The organism is Rhizobium aethiopicum (genome assembly GCF_014197535.1).
In the GTDB taxonomy this organism is placed as follows: Bacteria; Pseudomonadota; Alphaproteobacteria; order Rhizobiales; family Rhizobiaceae; genus Rhizobium; species Rhizobium aethiopicum_A.
In genome coordinates, this window is sequence record NZ_JACIFV010000022.1 from 88595 (window position 1) to 104316 (window position 15722).

Genomic DNA, 15722 nt, shown 5'->3' on the forward strand with positions numbered 1-15722 from the left:
ACGATCAAGCCGCGATGAACTCGTTCCAGCGGCGGACCATGTAGCGGTCCTCGTCCATGACCGAGTTCCAGCAGGCGACCGCACCCATGCGGGCTTCGAAGGCGCCGCCGTCGCGCACCGCACCGGCCTTTTCCATGACTTTGCCTTCGGGAGAGAGAATATCGCCCTGCGCCGGCTTGCCCTCGATCCAGTAACCCCATTCATCTGCCGTCATGAAACCCTTGGCGGTTTCCATGCAGGCGGAATAATAGCCCTGGCGGTTGAGATAGCCGCCGACCCAGCCCGACGTATACCAGTTGATATATTCATAGGCCGCATCGAGCTCAGCGCCCTTGAGATGCGAGGCAAGGCCGAGGCCGCCACCCCAGGCACGGTAGCCTTCCTTGAGCGGCTGGTATTTGCAGGCGATGCCCTTGGAGCGGACGGCAGCGACGGCCGGCGACCACATGGACTGGATGACGACTTCGCCCGAGGCCATCAGGTTGACCGACTCGTCAAAGCTCTTCCAGAAGGCGCGGAACTGGCCGTCGCCCTTGGCCTTGATCAGGAATTCGATCGTCTTGTCGATCTCTTCCTTGGTCATGTTGCCCTTGTCGGCATATTTGATGTTGCCCAAGGCTTCCATGATCATCGCCGCATCCATGATGCCGATCGACGGGATGTTGAGGATCGAGGTCTTGCCCTTGAACTTCGGATCCATGATGTCGGCCCAGCTGGTAATGTTGCGGCCGACGAGATCGGGACGGATGCCGAGCGTATCGGCATTGTAGATGGTAGGAACCATAGTCATCCACTGCGTCGGCTCCTTGGCGAACTTCTTGGCGCCCTGCGCCTCGACGAAGCCGACCGTGTGCGGTGCCGTGCCCTGGGCGATGACGCTGTCCGGCTTCATCTTGCCGTTGATGAAGAGCGGCACGATCTTGTCGTAGTATTTCAGCTTCTTGACGTCCATCGGCTGCAGCACGCCTGTCGGAAACACCTTCTTGGCGATCCAGTATTCGATGTCGGCGATGTCGTAGCTGTCGGGCTGGGTGACGGCACGCTGAGCGGCGGCGTCGGAATCGGTTGCCGTCATCTCCAGCGTGATGCCGAGATCGGCTTTGCACTTTTCAGCGATGGCATTGATGTTGGATACGCCGGTGCCGAACTGGCGAAGCGTGATGTTCGTCTTCGCCCAAATCGTGGGAAAGCCGGTGATAGCGCCGGAGCCGGCGATGGCGCCCACGGCGGCAGCACCCGTCTTCAAGAGCGTGCGGCGGGAAAGACCCTTTTCCGCCTTGGTCGATGTCGTTTCAGTCGTCATGTCAGTTCCCCTTTTCTTGATGTGGAAGTCGATGTTTTTGATTGTTCATGCAGAGGCGCGGCCGAGAAGCACCGCATCCTCACGTTCCCAGCTGAGCGAGACCGCGTCGCCGACGGCGACCGGGCGGGCGAAATAGTCGTTGTCGTCAGCAATGACGGTGAAGTCGTCGCTGCCGGCGCCGAGAACGGTGATCTTCACGGAGGAGCCCCGGTATTCGACGTTGGAGACGATGCCGTTGAAGCCGAGCGTCCACTCGGTCGCCACCTGCAGGCGCACGCGATCGGTGCGGATGCCGATGTCGACCGGCTCGCCGACGTCCCTGCCCTCGCCCCGCACGGAAAAGCTCTGCCCCTCCGGCACGGTCATGACGAGCACGCCGTCCGCGCTCGACGTCACCCGGCCGGACAAGACATTGTGATCACCCATGAACCGCGCGACGAAGGCGGTTGCCGGCTTCTCGAAAACCTCGCGGGGTGCCGCCGCCTGCTCGATCCGGCCGTCATTCATGATGACAATGACGTCCGCGAGCGCCATCGCCTCTTCCTGGCTATGGGTGACGTGGACGAAGGTGATGCCGAGCGACTTCTGCAGCTTCTTCAGTTCGGCGCGCATGCGGATCTTCAGGAACGGATCGAGCGCCGACAGCGGCTCGTCGAGCAGCAGCGCCTCCGGATCGGTAATCAGGGCGCGGGCCAGCGCCACACGCTGCTGCTGGCCGCCGGAAAGCTGAGCCGGACGCCTGTTGGCATAGGGCTCCATCTGCATCAGCTTCAGCATCTCCAGCGCCTTGGCCTGCCGCTCCGCCTTGTCGACGCCTTTCATCTTAAGGCTGAAGGCGACATTGTCGACCAGGTCGAGATGCGGGAAGAGCGCATAGGACTGGAACATCATCGCCGTGCCGCGCCTGGCCGGCGGAAGATCGGTGACGACCGTTTTGCCGAGCCTAATGTCGCCGGAAGAAATGCTCTCATGGCCGGCGATCATGCGCAGTGTCGAGGTCTTGCCGCAGCCCGACGGGCCGAGGAAGCAGCAATAGGAACCGGCCGGAATCTTCAGGCTGATCCCATGCACGGCCGTCGTCGTTCCGTAGACCTTCGAAACGGATACTATATCGATCTCTGCCGCTTTCGACATCATGCCTTCCCCTGTTCGGGAAAGATGATGCATCTGCCGTGCCAAACGCCTCCAACTCGACTAAACCCTTAGCAAGGAAGGGTTTTAACGCTCGAAGCCGTGCAGGCGCATTTTATGAGCACCGCATCGTCTGCACATGATTTAGGCTATCGTCTGCAATTTGCGCAGAAAATCGTATACAATTTAACCGCCATTTCGATGACAAATTCCGTTTAACTTTTGCCGCGAAGCCGGCTATGGTTTGCCCGCCATCAGGGAATAGTTTCATGAAATCCGCCGCCAAGGCCATGCAGGCCGAAGAAGTCGCCGAAACCGGCGCGCACCAGATCCGCGACGCCATTCGCGAGGCGATCGTCGAGCGCAGGCTTTCCCCCGGCACCAAGCTTTCCGAAAGCGATGTCGGCAATCTTTTCAACGTCAGTCGCACGCTTGCCCGCGCAGCCCTGCAGGCGCTTTCCTATGAGGGCCTGGTCAGCGTCGAGAAGAACCGCGGCGCCTTCGTCGCCTATCCCTCCCCTGATGAGGCCCGCCAGATCTTTTCCGCCCGACGCCTCGTCGAGCCCGGCATATTGCGCGAGGCGGCGGCGCGGATCACCCCGGACGACATCAGCAATCTGCGAGAGCTTTTGCAGGAAGAAGGTCGCCTGATGAGCGAGCGCGGCCAGACGGCCCGGCGCGCCGAGATCAAGGCATCCGGCGATTTCCACCTGATGCTGGCGGAAATTTCGGGCAACGCGATCATGCAGCGTTTCATGGAGGAGCTCGTCGCCCGCTCATCCCTCGTCATCGCGCTCTACGGCCAGTCGACCGCTTCCAGCTGCGGCCATTCCGAACATGGCGACATCATCTCGGCGATCGAAGACAACGAACTCGACCGCGCCTGCCAGCTGATGCTGCATCACATCGCCCATATCGAGTCCGATCTCGACCTGCGCGAACGCAAGAGCCTCGGCCTCAAGGAAGCCTTCGAACTCTGAACAGGTGGGCGCACGTCGCCCGCAGCTATCACGACGCCTTCTTCGGCAGCTTGTCCAGCGCGGCGAAAATTTCTTCCGCCGTCCGCGGCTCACTCGAGCGCAGCTTCACCGCGCCGTCACGCCCGATCAGGATCAGCCCGAACTCGCTGTAAGACGGCCCCTGCAGCCGCTCGCGAATATCGTCCGCATCAAGTTCCCAGCCATCGTCGAACAGCGAGAAAGCGCCGCCGCCGGCGATGATAAACACTTCGACGTCTTCCTCGATGAGGCGCATCTGTGCGTTCCGCAACCATTCGTCCTGGGTTGCCGCGCGGTCGTCCTGCGCATCTGCAAAGATGATCAGCACCCGTTTGCTGTCTCGAAACTGCTCGAGCGATTGCGGAAGTTCCGGCTCACGTCGCGGTGTGCCGATGATTTCATGAACGATGGATCTCAGCATGGTGCTATTCCTCGCCCGTCATCTCACGGGCTGTAACTGCGCGATTGCAGCGGCCGCGTATTTCAAGACGCGCAAGAACGCTGTAACGCGCTGAATAACTGAATAATTCCCAATCCGGTACGAACTGGGATCATGCAGTAAACGGCTGGAAATGAGGGAGGTTCCGACGAAGCGGAAAAGGATCGCAACCCCACACGGTCTGGCCACGATCCTTTTTCCCGTCAGTCGCGGCTCTGGTCCTCGGCCGCATGCGCCGAGACGGCGACGAGGTCCGCTGTGCCGTTGGCAAGGAGGCGTTTGCGCACCAGCACGCGCATGACGCGCGCCGCCGTCGAGAAGGTCATCTGGTCGAGCGGACCTTCGCCCTCCCACGGCTTGGTCAGCCGCTCGGTGACGGCGCCGACGATATTCATCGGCACGATGTCGGTGCATTCGCGCATGGCTTCGAAAACGAAGCTGATCGGGATGACCCTTCCTTCATGGGTCACGATCGGTTCGGTCAATTCGCTGTCCCATTCCTCGAAAGCGTAAAGTGCTTCGCGAAACAGCTGCTGGAGGGTAAACGGCGCGTGGCCGTTATGAAGTGGCGGCAGGGCATTCATCATGTCTGTCTCCTCTTGATGGATTAAGCCAAAATCCTCCTGGATCGGTCGGCATGAACGCGGGGAATGCAGCGTTTGTTGCCCCTGCGGACCGAATAACACGATTGATTCTATAGAGTAACCTTCCGTGAATAAAGCCATTTCTCGGCCGGGGCGGCACCCGTTTTCCTAAATGCATGAAATTCCTGCATGTTTTAGGCGAAATTTTCTCGGCGAGCCGCGTTCTTGAAAATCCATGCCAGCCGCGTGGGAATGGTGCAGGAGGCGGAAAAAACCCTGAAAAATCACGGAACTTTTGCGGCTGTAATCTGTTTTGTTCGCGCACTTCGTAAAAGCAGATGGGGTTACCACCAATGACGCAGATCCGTGAACCGGAGCGGCGGACCAAAGTCCTGCGCGGCCGTCCTTACAGCCTTGATGAATTCGCCTCCAAATACGGCCTGCGCAGCGACCAGGCCGAGAGCCTGTTTACCCGTTTCGGGCCTTCCTCGATCGAACTCGATTTGCTGATGGCAGCCAAGCGCCGCGCGCCTGTTCTGCCGGACAGAATTGCCGAATAATGCCTTTCACGAACGGAATCGATAGATGAGCGACAGACGCCATGAGTGGATCAGCAAACGGGCCTATGCGATCTGGGAAGAACAGGGCCGCCCTGACGGCCGGGACGGCGAACATTGGCGCCAGGCAGTCGCCGAGCGGGACGCGCTGGAACGCACGCAGGCCTCCGTCGATGGACGCGAAGTGCTGGTGAAGTTCCGCCCGAAGCCGCAACGGCCGGAACTGCCGCGCGACGGCTGGCTCACCCCGCCGGCCAAGGCCGGCTGATCCGACGGCCAGCCGCGAGATTCGGCACGGCGCCGCTCAATGCTGCATCCCCGAATGCCGATGGCCGGCCTCGTCCTTCGAGGCCCCTACGGGGGCACCTCAGAATGAGGGCGGAGAGAGGCTCGGGTTGTGGCACCGGAGCGCGGAGCGGCACGCCAGAACCCCACTCTGTGGGACATAGCACATAAGTAGCCGCTTCTGCGATGTGCCAACACCTAGCCGCGACCCGCCGCAACCGCTTGGCAACCATCCGACACGATCAGCCCGCCACGCACACGATAGCCTCCAGGGCGCAGAGAAGGTGCGGCTTGCCTCACGATGGCGGACAGAGGCGCGGCTCACCTCATCGGAGCGGCGCGCCGAAGACGGGCGGGAGCGGCGATAATGGCACAGTCCACCCCCCTTCCCCGAACGCCGCTGTTTCCGCTTGAAACACTTCGTCAACCATATTGGCACAAATCCATGGAGTACGGGTTTTTCTTTCACCCGCCCTCGAAATTGCCGCTCGACACTCTCCTCGCAAAATCGGAAACGGAACAGGGATGAAAAAGTGCGCATGCGCGAAGCGTGATTCCATCCGGCCGCGGCGCTGATCGATGCCTGGCCGGGCCTATCAAGTCGGGGAAAGCCTCACACCGCCCGCCGGGGCGGGCGATGTCACAAGGCGTTGTTTTCCTGGCATAGCGCCCGGTGGACCTCGGTCCAGAACAGCGCCAGCGGGGTGTCGCCGTTGCGTTCGGCAACAAGGGCGCGGATCAACGCTTCGGAACCTGCCATGTCCTGCCAACTGGATTTCAGACCTTTGGCGGCCTGTCGGCATTCGGCAATCTCGAACGGTCTCTTGCTGTCCATATGAGGTCTCCTCATTCAAGGCGCTAGCAAGCGGCGGCCGGATTGTCATTCCCCGCATATGTGGGGATGCCTTGTATTTTAGACGGTCCTCACGGTAGGATTGCGGGAATTGGGACGACGGAAATGATCGAGAATACCTACAGCGACAAGTTCGAACCCGCTTTCGAACAGATCAAGGCTGCAACCAATGTGGATGCCGCTATCCGTATTCTCCAGGCGGACTATGGCCTCGATTTCGTGACCTACCATCTCGCCCAGACGATCGCGAGCAAGATCGATTCCCCCTTCGTGCGCACCACCTATCCGGATGCCTGGGTCTCCCGCTACCTCCTGAACAGCTACGTGAAGGTCGATCCGATCGTCAAGCAGGGCTTCGAGCGCCAGCTGCCCTTCGACTGGAGCGAGGTCGAGCCGACGCCGGAAGCCTATGCCATGCTGGTCGACGCCCAGAAGCACGGCATCGGCGGCAACGGCTATTCCATTCCCGTCGCCGACAAGGCGCAGCGCCGCGCGCTCTTGTCGCTGAACGCCCGCATACCGGCCGAGGAATGGGCCGAGCTTGTGCGCCGCTGCCGCAACGAATGGATCGAGATTGCCCATCTGATCCACCGCAAGGCCGTCTATGAGCTGCATGGCGAGAATGATCCGGTGCCGACATTGTCGCCGCGCGAGATCGAGTGTCTGCACTGGACGGCGCTCGGCAAGGATTACAAGGATATCTCGGTGATATTGGGCATATCGGAACACACGACGCGCGATTACCTGAAGACCGCCCGGTTCAAGCTCGGCTGCGCCACGATTTCGGCGGCCGCCTCGCGGGCGGTGCAGTTGCGCATCATCAATCCCTGAGAAGCGGAATCGATTTTCCGAGAATACGCCGTGTCGATTCAAAAGCCGAAGGATCGCGATCCTTCCCGGCCGTGCCTCGCTTTTGTCGTGACCCAATCCTCATACTTTTGGGCTAATCCCCCCATCTGAGGGGGCCCATCTGAGGGAATTTCCGATCCGGCCCGCCTGAACCATTCTGCTCTCCACGAACTGCAAACGCTGGAGGGCAAAATGTTCGTTATCATTCAGGCACATGAGTATCAGAAACACGCCGCCGTACTCGAGCAGATGTTCCGCCTGCGCAAGAAGGTCTTCGCCGACCAGCTCGGCTGGGACGTTCCCGTCATCGGCCCCTACGAACGCGACAGCTACGATTCGCTGTCTCCGGCCTACCTCGTCTGGTGCAACGACAGCCGCACGCGCCTTTATGGCGGCATGCGCCTGATGCCGACGACCGGTCCGACGCTTCTCTACGACGTCTTCCGTGAGACCTTTCCGGCCGCCGCCGATCTCGTCGCTCCGGGCATCTGGGAAGGCACGCGCATGTGCATCGACGAGGAGGCGATCGCCAGGGATTTCCCCAACATCGATGCCGGCCGCGCCTTCTCGATGATGCTGCTGGCGCTCTGCGAATGCGCGCTCGACCACGGCATCCACACGATGATTTCCAACTACGAACCCTATCTCAAGCGCGTCTACAAGCGCGCAGGCGCCGAAGTGGAAGAACTCGGCCGGGCAGACGGCTACGGCAAGTACCCCGTCTGCTGCGGCGCCTTCGAAGTGTCTGACCGCGTGCTGCGCAAGATGCGCGCTGCCCTCGGCCTGACCCTACCCCTTTATGTCAGACATGTTCCGGCCCGCTCGGTCGTGACGCAATTCCTGGAGATGGCAGCATGAAACGCCTCGTTGAAACCGCAACACCGAAAGACATCTCCGCCCTGGAGCGCCATGTCCTCGCCTCCCGCGACATCGCCACGCAGATAGGAGATCCCTTCCTCTCCTATCTGCTTTCGATGGCGCTGTTCACAATCTACGAAAAGAAGGCTCAGCATGAGAATGAGGCGCTGAAGAGCCGCTTCGGCTGAGGGCGCGGGTCCCCTCCGCCGCGCCTGAAGAGGGCACGCCTCGCAGCGCCTCGCGCGCAGCCGCAAAACCTGTCCCCGTTTTGCGGCTGCGCGCCCCCGGTCACCGGGGGCGTCAACCCATCAGGGACATCATGCCATCAGGGAATCGATCGCCGAAATCAGCGTGTCGTGCAGATAGGGCTTGGGCAGGAAGGCGGCATTGGCAGGCAGGGCCATCGGATCGAGCCGCACCATGCCAGAGGTGATGATGATGCCGATATTCGGCCGCATCGCCCTCACCCGCTTGGCAAGCTGGATGCCATCCATCGAGCCGGCCATGTTGACGTCGGTGAACAGGATATCGACATCCTGCCGGCCCTTCAGCACCACCAGCGCCTCATCCGCATTCGCCGCCTCCAGCGCCACATGGCCGACATCCTCGAGCACATCGAGGATATTGAACCGGATCAGCGGCTCATCCTCCACGATGAGCACCACGGCGCTGTTCGAAGCCACCATCTGCAATCGCCCTTTTCATGCGGAATATGATTCGAATAAGTGTATCCGCCCTGCGAAGGTTCCAGTGCCTCTGCCCACGAAATACGCATCATCCACAGATGTTGCCCTGCCCGCTTGTGGCTCCCTGCAATTTGGGCTAGAGCGAACCGATGCCGTGGGAACCATTGCCCCGGCAACCAGGTGCCGGCCTCCGGCGCTGAGGGCCTGTAGCTCAATGGTTAGAGCCGGCGGCTCATAACCGCTTGGTTGGGGGTTCGAGTCCCTCCGGGCCCACCATTCGCTTCAGGGATTGTCGCTGTTTCGCCCGTTTCGACAGCACCTTCTGGGCAGCAGACTGAAATCTTCCATCCACCTCCTCTGACCACATATTGTAACGTCTCGGTCAAGAGCTTAGGCGACCGCCGAAATACGAAAAAGGCGTGGCCCAACCCCGCCAACTAGAGAAGCGTCATCCAATGCCTTTTAGACTTCCTAGCTGGCCTCGTATCGGATTTCGAGTGCGTTGGGATCGAGATGTGCCCAGTGCCGCGGATCGATTAATGGAGGGCTGCGGGCGCAGGCGCGATCAGGGGGAACCGCGCGATTAACATACTGGTGAGTTCCTCCTGGGTGCGATGGCCGCGATTGAAAAGGTCAATTGCCGCGCTGCAGATTATTTCCGATGTCTTATCGTCCGGTTTGGCCTTGTAGTGCCTAAACCAAGATTGAACGGACAGCGAGAGCACGGCCCATTCGGTTTCTTGGACGCTCGTGACCAACATTCCTTATCTCCCCACATGTTTAATGCGGCAGCTTTGCAGGGTTTCATAAGTGAGCCTGCAATCCCAGTTGTGCCGTGACGTTGAAGAATATCTCCTGCCATTCAGTGCGAGCTGATCGCACGACCGCTGGAGGCGAGATGCTCTGTAATGGCGCGCCGGATTTCGATAACCGTGTCGAAGAGCCTGTTGTCCAGGTCGATGACATTGAAGCGGACAGCGATGAATTTGAGGCGGTTTTCGACAGGGACCGCGATCCCGACTTCCTGACCATTGAATACGACAGCTTGCTTTTGCATAACAAACCTCGGGCGCGCCATACGGGAGCACCATGTTAGAAAAGTGGAACAAAGGGTTCACGACGCGTCAGATTGCGGTCGTAGGTCGGTGTCGGATCGAGACGAGATGAGACGCTCGCTGCACCAATGCGAAGAAACGAAGTCGGACAAACAAAATCATCATCCTCCCTCAAGCGGAATCAAACGACCGCCGAGTATCGCCGGCAAGGCCGGCATTCCGGAACTCTTCTGTAAAAAACGTAGTCGAGAAACTCCCAGTAAGCAACTGATTTTTGGGATTATTTAGCGTTTTGAATCGTATGACAATTACCGCAGTTGCGAAGTAATGAATGATGTACGTTCGTCTGACCCGATCTTGACGGCCGCCGCCGGGACTAAAGTATTGGCTACGGGGCCGCAATAGGGCTCAAGGTATTGTCGAACGCCCTGTACGAACGATAGTACGCATAGCACCAACGCTCGAAGGGCTAATCCCTGGAATACTAGGGGCGATGTTCCGCTGCCACGTAGCCCTTCCGGACAGTAGCGATAGCCCTGACGGATTCAGAAGTACAGGTTTACGGTATAACCAGCGATATATCCGAGAGGGAACATTGCCGCTACAATGTGGCCGGGACGATATTTTGATGTCATGGCGATGACGCTGATTACTAGCCGGCTGCAATTCCGCGAGGACAGCTAGAAGGGCATCCGCCGCGAACGCGCCTGGGCCATCCCCCGATCCTATGGAAAAACAATCATTGCGACGGTTGCCGCGGTAAGCGTCCACCCTGTCGCCAAACGCAAGCGCGACCAAACCGACGAGTACGGCAAAACAAAAAGGATAAAGGACAACATCAGCATACCAGCTCTTCTATGGGCCACACACAGCCCTTCTCGGACCTAAGTCCCTATCGCGAACTAAATTATCTGTCCGCTGTTTCCTTCGTATCACGAAGGAGGACTGCCATGAGCTTTGAGCCCGAAAGCCTAGCCTACGATCAGCTTGCGAGCGTGCAGGCCGCGGTGTCCGCGGAACCAGACCTGGAAAGCTCGTCCATCTCTGTAAGCATGGTGGGCAGAAGCGTCCTGCTCGAGGGCTATGTTGTCGGCTACGGTAATCGGGAGAAGGCGACGGCGATCGCCGCTTTGATCGCGGGTCCGGAGAACGTGCACGACAGGATGCAAGACCGCGAAGCCAACGACAGATAGCCAAAGTCAATGTCGACAATTAGCTTGGGCGCCAAGCCGTGGATAGCGGTCGATTCAAGAAGTTCCACCGGCCTACGGCGCGAGGCGTCGAGAGACGATGCTAGGGGAACCGATTTCGCTCCACTCGCTTCTAGAATGCCTTCTTTAAAAGCGGCATCTTGGTCCTGTCATTATTGTCGAACGCAAAAAAGCCCCGCTTTTTTGGCGGGGCTTGCCACTGCTGATCCAACGGCCAGTTCCTAGAACTTCACGCCGATTCCGAATTTTAGTTCGTGCTGGTTGAGATCGACATCGACACCGAGAATGTCTTTCTCGCCGAAGTCATTATACCGATACTCGCCGCGGGCGAAGATGTTGTTGGTGATGGCAAAGTCGACGCCAGCGCCGACGGTGTAGCCGTTGAAGGTCTCCGTTTCCTTATCGAATCCCGGCAGGTCCACGTATCCACGCGTGGCGGTCCAGCCGGCCGCGCCATAAAGCAGCGCCCTGTCAAAGGCGTAGCCGACACGACCACGAACAGCGCCGGCCCAATCGGTGCCGACATCCGCCCCTAGCGCTTCCTCTTCGTTCCAGTTGTATTCGAGGTTGCCCTCGATGCCGACAACGATGTTGTTGTCAAATTGGAAATTGTAACCCGCAAATGCACCGAAAACGCCGCCGTTAAAATCCTGGGAATCGCTGGCGCCGCCGGCGCTGAAGTCACCGTTTAGCCAACTGGCGCCGCCATCGATTCCGAGATACGGGCCTGACCAGGTGAAAACTGGCGCAGCCGTAACAGATGCGGCCGGGACGTCCTGCACGGCATCCGCTGCAAAGGCGCTCGTTGCGACGATTGCTAGAAAAGTGGTGGCGATCGTGAGCTTCATGTTCGTGACCCCATGTCTTACAACACAACTGGAGGATACAGCCTAACTCAACAAATAGCTGTAACGCCAAAGACACACTCGCATAACTGCACGGTAGAGAACATATCCGCCGAAGCGGTCAAGGCAAGTAGCGCGCCTTCTCAATAGCTGCAGGACCGGCCATCACTGGGCCTGAACCCATCCGCGCAGGCAGGGTTCAGGGGGCGACTCTCCTGATAATAACCGCCGCTGATCGACGAGGTCTGATCGACGCTTCCGGTCGACGTGCAGGCCGAAATGATCGTGGCAAGGCTGATCAGCGTTCCGGTCGCGATAAAGGCGAAAAATCGGTTCATCTGAGCTTCTCCTTCTGAGGACGCGGCTTTTGGCCGAAGCTGGCAATCTACCACGCCACGAGGAGAACCGGCGTTGATTTATAGGATCGGCTGCCCTGCCGGCCACTTGTAACGCTAAAGTGATCGCCTTTCCGCCCGTCTTTTCAAGACTATGCGCTGTCACATAACTGTCATGCAAAATTGCCCGTTGTTAAGGCAGGCTGCGCAAAATATATGCCGCCAGCTAACAAAAAAAAGAATGAGTGAACTGCCATGAGCCTACAGAAACTTTTCAACCGCAATCTCCTGACCCGTTTTGTTGCCGGTCTCGGTGCGGTTCCCCAGCGCATTCGCGAAGCCCGCGAAGAGCGCAAGCCCGCGATCCATCCCTCCTTCATGGATGATTTCGGCGCCTGACGCGCGGCAGGGCCTTCGATCCGCTCCCAGGCTTCGGCCTCTGGTTTTGCGCAATCTTATCGCAAGACCGTTTCACAGATCTGCGCGACAGCATCAGCCGTCCAATGCCCCGGCCGCGGGTGAGGTAAAAGACCTCGGCTGGGCTGCCGCGCATTGTCAGTTGATCGCAGGTGCAGCCGGTTCGCCCCAGCTGGAAATGGGTTGACCGGCCTTGGTCGCCACCCTGGCGTCGTAGAGTGCCAGCGACGCCTGGAGCTGGCGCATATCGTTGCAGCGGTTGATGATGCCGCCGATATATTGCACGCAGTCGCTAGCGCTGCCCTGCACCGAGCCCGTGGCCCAATCCTTAACGATCCCGTCGGCGCCGACCAGGAAATAGGAAAGCCGATTGTTCTCGGAAATCGTGGAGCTGCCGACCAGGCCGGCGAAGTTCGTGCCGGTCTCGGTCCTGGCGGCGGGCGCCATATGCCGGTAGATCGTCATGCCGTTCTTCAGCGGCGTCGCGCCGATCGTCGGCCCGAAGGTCGCTTCGGAGCCGGAGAGCCGCGCCATCGACGATTGACCGAGATTGGCGATCTCGGAATAGGGCTTGCCCAGCGCATAGCTGGTGTATGAGCGGTTGGCGGCGTTTTCGGCCTTTTCCGCCACCTGAGAGCAGCCCCCCAAAGTCATGGCGAGGCCGATCGAAACAATTGTCATGAAGCGCATGCTGCCCCCTTGCCGGACATAGTGTGTCCGGAAGCCCCTGTTTCTTAACCCGCCGTCATTGCTAGCAGCTTTGCGGGATTTGGGAAGGTCGCGGGGTGGCGCCAGCGTTTCTCATGCGGGTTTTACGACGCGGACCACACCCTCAACCTCCCTCATTCCTGTGCTCGTCACAGGAATCCAGCCACCGCGCGTCTGCGCGGTGAATGGCTACGGTGTCCTTTACAAAGAGTCTCTCGCGCCCAAAGACTTGGGCGCACTGGATTCCTGTGATGAGCACAGGAATGAGGGAGGAGAAGGGGAGACCCTCGCACCCAGCCAATCTCCCCACTTGTAGGGGAGATGGCCGGCAGGCCAGAGCGGGGCGGCCACGGAACGCCCTCTCCTCCCGCACCCTCACATTTTTCTCCCGATCCGTCACCGCCCCTTCCCTTCCGCCGCAATAGCTTCACAATCAACCGACAGAAAGCTCATCGGGAAACGACAACTAGGGAATGAAACATGGCGCCGACTCTGTCCAAGACACTTGTGATGACTGCCCTTCTGGCCCTGCCGCTCGGCAGTGCCGCGCCTGTATTGGCGCAGGAGGCAAAGCCGCGTGAGGCGGTGATTTCCGTGACGGGCGATGGCGAATCGTCCTTGGCGCCGGATATGGCCGTTGTCAATCTCGCCGTCGTCAAGCAGGCGAAGACCGCCCGTGAAGCGCTCGACGAGAACAACAAGGCGATGAACGACGTGCTGAAGGCGCTGAAGGACGGCGGCATCGCCGAACGCGACCTGCAGACCTCGGGCTTCTCCATCCAGCCGCAGTTTAATTATCCGCAGCCGGTGGATGGCCAGCAGCAGCAGCCGCAGCTGATCGGCTACCAGACGATCAACTCGGTCACTGTGCGCCTGCGCGATCTTTCCAAGCTCGGCCAGGTGATCGACCAGTCCGTCACGCTTGGCATCAACCAGGGCGGCGACATCCAGTTCACCAACGACAAGCCGGAAGCGGCGTTCGAAGAGGCGCGCAAGAACGCCGTCGCCGAGGCCGTCAAGAAGGCGAAAACGCTGAGCGAAGCCGCCGGCGTCAAGCTCGGCCGCATCATTGAAATCAACGAGAACGAGCCGCGTCCGCTGCCGCAGCCCGCTTATCGCGCCACGATGATGAAGGAAGCCGACGCTGCCGTTCCCGTCCAGGGCGGCGAGAACAATTACACCGTCAGCGTCACCGTGACCTTCGCCATCGAGCAATAAACGGAAGCGCGGCAGCTTAGCCCTCCCCTTGTGGGAAGGGGCCCTTGGACGCAGTCAGACTGAGCGTAAAAGAATCTCATAAAAAGAAAACCGCCCTTGCCGATCGGGGAGACTGGCAAAGGCGGTTCTGGCGGCCGCATCGGGAGACGAGGCCCGTATTCTCTAAAAATCAGCGGCGCAAAGCGGGGCAGCCGCGGACGTTGGCGAAGCTCATTTCATCGGGGCCGCGGCGGGTCCAGCCCTGAACGATGACGCGGCGCGGGGTGATGTCGACGACGCGCGGGCGGCGGAAGCCCCAGTCGCGGGCGAGATCTTCGGCCAGACGCGGGTCGCAACCGCGCGGACGCCGGCCGAAGCCCGGCGGCGGAGGCGGACGGCGATAATCGCGCGGCGGATCACGATCCTGATCGCCGATAATGATACTTAACTGGGCGGCCGCCGGGGCCACCGTGCCGGCTAGAGTGCCGGCGGCAAGCATGGCGGCAAGACCCGCCTTTGCCAGAAACTGCATCATCGAAAAACCTTTCGTTCTATAGTCGGTGCGGTCGAGCCGCCCTCCCCACTCTCCGCATCACGCCGGAGCGTCAGTGGAATCACTTATACAAATCAGAGAAGAGACGGCTGAAAGTGTCGCCGTCAAGGCAAAAGCGGCAAGCGCATGTCGGCGCTTGCCGCTGCAATATTCAACGCCGGATCAGCGGGCAACCGCGGACATTGGCGAAGACCATCCTGTCCCAGCCGCGACGGTCGCGCCCGGCGACGACGACGACACGTGGCGACATGCGGGTGATGTGGGCTCTGCGCAGGCCGAAATCGCGCGCCTTGCGCACGGCGTGCATCGGCGAGCAGCCGCGGATCGGACGATGATATTGCGCCTCGACGATGAAGTTCGTCTGCGGCCCTGCGGCTGCCGCCGTGGAAACAGTGGCCGGAATGGATGAGAGGGCGAGCACTGCGGCAAGGCAAGCCTTGGTGAGGAAATGCGTCATGGAGTGTCTCCGTCGATTGGTCTTTTAAGCTCTCCCTTCAGGGATTGCCTCGACACTAAACGCGGCAAGCTGAACGCTGTTCGAACCGGCCATTCAGTTTGCATTCACAAGAAGATGAGCGGTTTTCGACGGCTCTTCTTTCGATCGGGATTTGCGCGATCGTCTGGACCTCTCTCGTCCGATGGGTACCCTGATCACCCGCCCCCGTCCTTCGAGGCTCCGGCCTTTGGCCTACGCACCTCAGAGCCTGTGAATGTTTTGTGGCGGCGGCGATTGGATTGTGATTCTGTGGGTCGTTGATTTGCTTGGGGGATGATGGTGGGCGACGATCTGTTCGAGGGAATGCCGGCGCATGGAGCGCGGCGCAGAGCTCAGTTGGCGGGCGGAGCGGCGCGCATGCG

Annotated in this window: 22 protein-coding genes and 1 tRNA gene; 10 read left to right on the forward strand and 13 right to left on the reverse strand. The window is 60.0% G+C overall.

What is annotated here, in order from left to right; translation table 11 throughout:
• Positions 1–4: 4 nt before the first annotated feature.
• Both GGD53_RS24140 and GGD53_RS24145 read right to left on the reverse strand, forming a co-directional pair.
• Entirely contained in the window at positions 5–1303 is a 1299-nt protein-coding gene (locus GGD53_RS24140; protein ID WP_184459295.1) for an ABC transporter substrate-binding protein, read from the reverse strand.
• A gap of 45 nt (positions 1304–1348) precedes the next feature.
• The gene (locus GGD53_RS24145) at positions 1349–2437 is read right to left on the reverse strand and encodes an ABC transporter ATP-binding protein (RefSeq protein ID WP_184459311.1); all 1089 of its coding nucleotides are present in this window, start codon (positions 2435–2437) and stop codon (positions 1349–1351) included.
• A gap of 266 nt (positions 2438–2703) precedes the next feature.
• On the opposite strand from GGD53_RS24145, the gene GGD53_RS24150 reads away from it, so the two are divergent.
• Entirely contained in the window at positions 2704–3414 is a 711-nt protein-coding gene (locus GGD53_RS24150) for a GntR family transcriptional regulator (RefSeq protein WP_184459296.1), read from the forward strand.
• A 28-nt stretch (positions 3415–3442) separates the two neighbouring features.
• On the opposite strand, the gene GGD53_RS24155 is transcribed toward GGD53_RS24150, so the two are convergent.
• Both GGD53_RS24155 and GGD53_RS24160 read right to left on the reverse strand, forming a co-directional pair.
• A complete protein-coding gene (locus tag GGD53_RS24155) occupies positions 3443–3853 on the reverse strand; it encodes a DUF4174 domain-containing protein (protein WP_085778839.1) in 411 nt (136 codons plus the stop codon).
• A 221-nt stretch (positions 3854–4074) separates the two neighbouring features.
• Positions 4075–4458 carry a hypothetical protein gene (locus GGD53_RS24160; protein WP_038690240.1) on the reverse strand — a complete coding sequence of 128 codons (384 nt, stop codon included), beginning with the start codon at positions 4456–4458 and terminating at the stop codon, positions 4075–4077.
• A 350-nt stretch (positions 4459–4808) separates the two neighbouring features.
• Between GGD53_RS24160 and GGD53_RS24165 the strand changes: the two genes are divergently transcribed.
• Together GGD53_RS24165 and GGD53_RS24170 are read left to right on the forward strand one after the other, a co-directional pair.
• A complete protein-coding gene (locus tag GGD53_RS24165; protein WP_088391787.1) occupies positions 4809–5015 on the forward strand; it encodes a hypothetical protein in 207 nt (68 codons plus the stop codon).
• A gap of 25 nt (positions 5016–5040) precedes the next feature.
• Positions 5041–5280: a DUF2934 domain-containing protein gene (locus GGD53_RS24170; RefSeq protein ID WP_011426157.1), complete on the forward strand. Its 240-nt coding sequence runs from the start codon at positions 5041–5043 to the stop codon at positions 5278–5280.
• Positions 5281–5937: 657 nt separating this feature from the next.
• Here the strand turns inward: GGD53_RS24170 and GGD53_RS24175 are convergent.
• A complete protein-coding gene (locus GGD53_RS24175) occupies positions 5938–6132 on the reverse strand; it encodes a hypothetical protein (protein WP_184459297.1) in 195 nt (64 codons plus the stop codon).
• Between the two features lie 123 nt (positions 6133–6255).
• Between GGD53_RS24175 and GGD53_RS24180 the strand changes: the two genes are divergently transcribed.
• The 3 genes from GGD53_RS24180 (at position 6256) to GGD53_RS24190 (ending at position 8045) form a co-directional block, all read left to right on the forward strand.
• On the forward strand, positions 6256–6981 hold the full coding sequence (locus GGD53_RS24180; protein WP_184459298.1) for a LuxR family transcriptional regulator: 726 nt from the start codon (positions 6256–6258) through the stop codon (positions 6979–6981).
• Positions 6982–7191: 210 nt separating this feature from the next.
• Entirely contained in the window at positions 7192–7857 is a 666-nt protein-coding gene (locus tag GGD53_RS24185; protein ID WP_184459299.1) for an acyl-homoserine-lactone synthase, read from the forward strand.
• On the forward strand, positions 7854–8045 hold the full coding sequence (locus tag GGD53_RS24190; RefSeq protein WP_184459300.1) for a hypothetical protein: 192 nt from the start codon (positions 7854–7856) through the stop codon (positions 8043–8045). Before GGD53_RS24185 ends, GGD53_RS24190 begins: the two co-directional genes overlap by 4 nt.
• 129 nt (positions 8046–8174) lie before the next feature.
• On the opposite strand, the gene GGD53_RS24195 is transcribed toward GGD53_RS24190, so the two are convergent.
• Positions 8175–8543, reverse strand: a complete 369-nt coding sequence (locus tag GGD53_RS24195) for a response regulator (protein ID WP_184459301.1) — start codon at positions 8541–8543, stop codon at positions 8175–8177.
• 200 nt (positions 8544–8743) lie between these two features.
• On the opposite strand from GGD53_RS24195, the gene GGD53_RS24200 reads away from it, so the two are divergent.
• A tRNA-Ile gene (locus GGD53_RS24200) sits at positions 8744–8819 on the forward strand.
• A gap of 260 nt (positions 8820–9079) precedes the next feature.
• On the opposite strand, the gene GGD53_RS24205 is transcribed toward GGD53_RS24200, so the two are convergent.
• Both GGD53_RS24205 and GGD53_RS24210 read right to left on the reverse strand, forming a co-directional pair.
• Entirely contained in the window at positions 9080–9304 is a 225-nt protein-coding gene (locus tag GGD53_RS24205) for a hypothetical protein (protein ID WP_184459302.1), read from the reverse strand.
• A gap of 101 nt (positions 9305–9405) precedes the next feature.
• A complete protein-coding gene (locus GGD53_RS24210; protein ID WP_246717682.1) occupies positions 9406–9600 on the reverse strand; it encodes a hypothetical protein in 195 nt (64 codons plus the stop codon).
• A 948-nt stretch (positions 9601–10548) separates the two neighbouring features.
• Here GGD53_RS24210 and GGD53_RS24220 point away from each other — a divergent pair.
• Positions 10549–10791 (forward strand): BON domain-containing protein, encoded by a 243-nt coding sequence (locus GGD53_RS24220; protein WP_184459304.1) that lies wholly within the window; start codon positions 10549–10551, stop codon positions 10789–10791.
• A gap of 239 nt (positions 10792–11030) precedes the next feature.
• On the opposite strand, the gene GGD53_RS24225 is transcribed toward GGD53_RS24220, so the two are convergent.
• Positions 11031–11657, reverse strand: a complete 627-nt coding sequence (locus GGD53_RS24225; protein ID WP_184459305.1) for an outer membrane protein — start codon at positions 11655–11657, stop codon at positions 11031–11033.
• A 140-nt stretch (positions 11658–11797) separates the two neighbouring features.
• Positions 11798–11992, reverse strand: a complete 195-nt coding sequence (locus GGD53_RS24230; RefSeq protein ID WP_184459306.1) for a hypothetical protein — start codon at positions 11990–11992, stop codon at positions 11798–11800.
• A 252-nt stretch (positions 11993–12244) separates the two neighbouring features.
• Between GGD53_RS24230 and GGD53_RS24235 the strand changes: the two genes are divergently transcribed.
• The gene (locus tag GGD53_RS24235) at positions 12245–12388 is read left to right on the forward strand and encodes a hypothetical protein (protein WP_168296739.1); all 144 of its coding nucleotides are present in this window, start codon (positions 12245–12247) and stop codon (positions 12386–12388) included.
• Between the two features lie 156 nt (positions 12389–12544).
• Here GGD53_RS24235 and GGD53_RS24240 read toward each other — a convergent pair whose 3' ends face one another.
• Positions 12545–13096: a hypothetical protein gene (locus GGD53_RS24240; protein ID WP_184459307.1), complete on the reverse strand. Its 552-nt coding sequence runs from the start codon at positions 13094–13096 to the stop codon at positions 12545–12547.
• Positions 13097–13594: 498 nt separating this feature from the next.
• Between GGD53_RS24240 and GGD53_RS24245 the strand changes: the two genes are divergently transcribed.
• Positions 13595–14332, forward strand: a complete 738-nt coding sequence (locus tag GGD53_RS24245; protein WP_184459308.1) for an SIMPL domain-containing protein — start codon at positions 13595–13597, stop codon at positions 14330–14332.
• Positions 14333–14501: 169 nt separating this feature from the next.
• Here the strand turns inward: GGD53_RS24245 and GGD53_RS24250 are convergent, their stop codons facing one another.
• Positions 14502–14846, reverse strand: a complete 345-nt coding sequence (locus GGD53_RS24250; RefSeq protein WP_184459309.1) for a hypothetical protein — start codon at positions 14844–14846, stop codon at positions 14502–14504.
• 169 nt (positions 14847–15015) lie between these two features.
• Entirely contained in the window at positions 15016–15321 is a 306-nt protein-coding gene (locus tag GGD53_RS24255; protein ID WP_064803942.1) for a hypothetical protein, read from the reverse strand.
• Between the last annotated feature and the right edge of the window lie 401 nt (positions 15322–15722).

Bases quoted from the DNA above. Each gene is read 5' to 3' on its own strand.
- GGD53_RS24140 (WP_184459295.1), bottom strand. From the start codon at position 1,303: ATGACGACTGAAACGACATCGACCAAGGCGGAAAAGGGTCTTTCCCGC.
- GGD53_RS24145 (WP_184459311.1), bottom strand. From the start codon at position 2,437: ATGTCGAAAGCGGCAGAGATCGATATAGTATCCGTTTCGAAGGTCTAC.
- GGD53_RS24150 (WP_184459296.1), top strand. From the start codon at position 2,704: ATGAAATCCGCCGCCAAGGCCATGCAGGCCGAAGAAGTCGCCGAAACC.
- GGD53_RS24155 (WP_085778839.1), bottom strand. From the start codon at position 3,853: ATGCTGAGATCCATCGTTCATGAAATCATCGGCACACCGCGACGTGAG.
- GGD53_RS24160 (WP_038690240.1), bottom strand. From the start codon at position 4,458: ATGATGAATGCCCTGCCGCCACTTCATAACGGCCACGCGCCGTTTACC.
- GGD53_RS24165 (WP_088391787.1), top strand. From the start codon at position 4,809: ATGACGCAGATCCGTGAACCGGAGCGGCGGACCAAAGTCCTGCGCGGC.
- GGD53_RS24170 (WP_011426157.1), top strand. From the start codon at position 5,041: ATGAGCGACAGACGCCATGAGTGGATCAGCAAACGGGCCTATGCGATC.
- GGD53_RS24175 (WP_184459297.1), bottom strand. From the start codon at position 6,132: ATGGACAGCAAGAGACCGTTCGAGATTGCCGAATGCCGACAGGCCGCC.
- GGD53_RS24180 (WP_184459298.1), top strand. From the start codon at position 6,256: ATGATCGAGAATACCTACAGCGACAAGTTCGAACCCGCTTTCGAACAG.
- GGD53_RS24185 (WP_184459299.1), top strand. From the start codon at position 7,192: ATGTTCGTTATCATTCAGGCACATGAGTATCAGAAACACGCCGCCGTA.
- GGD53_RS24190 (WP_184459300.1), top strand. From the start codon at position 7,854: ATGAAACGCCTCGTTGAAACCGCAACACCGAAAGACATCTCCGCCCTG.
- GGD53_RS24195 (WP_184459301.1), bottom strand. From the start codon at position 8,543: ATGGTGGCTTCGAACAGCGCCGTGGTGCTCATCGTGGAGGATGAGCCG.
- GGD53_RS24205 (WP_184459302.1), bottom strand. From the start codon at position 9,304: ATGTTGGTCACGAGCGTCCAAGAAACCGAATGGGCCGTGCTCTCGCTG.
- GGD53_RS24210 (WP_246717682.1), bottom strand. From the start codon at position 9,600: ATGCAAAAGCAAGCTGTCGTATTCAATGGTCAGGAAGTCGGGATCGCG.
- GGD53_RS24220 (WP_184459304.1), top strand. From the start codon at position 10,549: ATGAGCTTTGAGCCCGAAAGCCTAGCCTACGATCAGCTTGCGAGCGTG.
- GGD53_RS24225 (WP_184459305.1), bottom strand. From the start codon at position 11,657: ATGAAGCTCACGATCGCCACCACTTTTCTAGCAATCGTCGCAACGAGC.
- GGD53_RS24230 (WP_184459306.1), bottom strand. From the start codon at position 11,992: ATGAACCGATTTTTCGCCTTTATCGCGACCGGAACGCTGATCAGCCTT.
- GGD53_RS24235 (WP_168296739.1), top strand. From the start codon at position 12,245: ATGAGCCTACAGAAACTTTTCAACCGCAATCTCCTGACCCGTTTTGTT.
- GGD53_RS24240 (WP_184459307.1), bottom strand. From the start codon at position 13,096: ATGCGCTTCATGACAATTGTTTCGATCGGCCTCGCCATGACTTTGGGG.
- GGD53_RS24245 (WP_184459308.1), top strand. From the start codon at position 13,595: ATGGCGCCGACTCTGTCCAAGACACTTGTGATGACTGCCCTTCTGGCC.
- GGD53_RS24250 (WP_184459309.1), bottom strand. From the start codon at position 14,846: ATGATGCAGTTTCTGGCAAAGGCGGGTCTTGCCGCCATGCTTGCCGCC.
- GGD53_RS24255 (WP_064803942.1), bottom strand. From the start codon at position 15,321: ATGACGCATTTCCTCACCAAGGCTTGCCTTGCCGCAGTGCTCGCCCTC.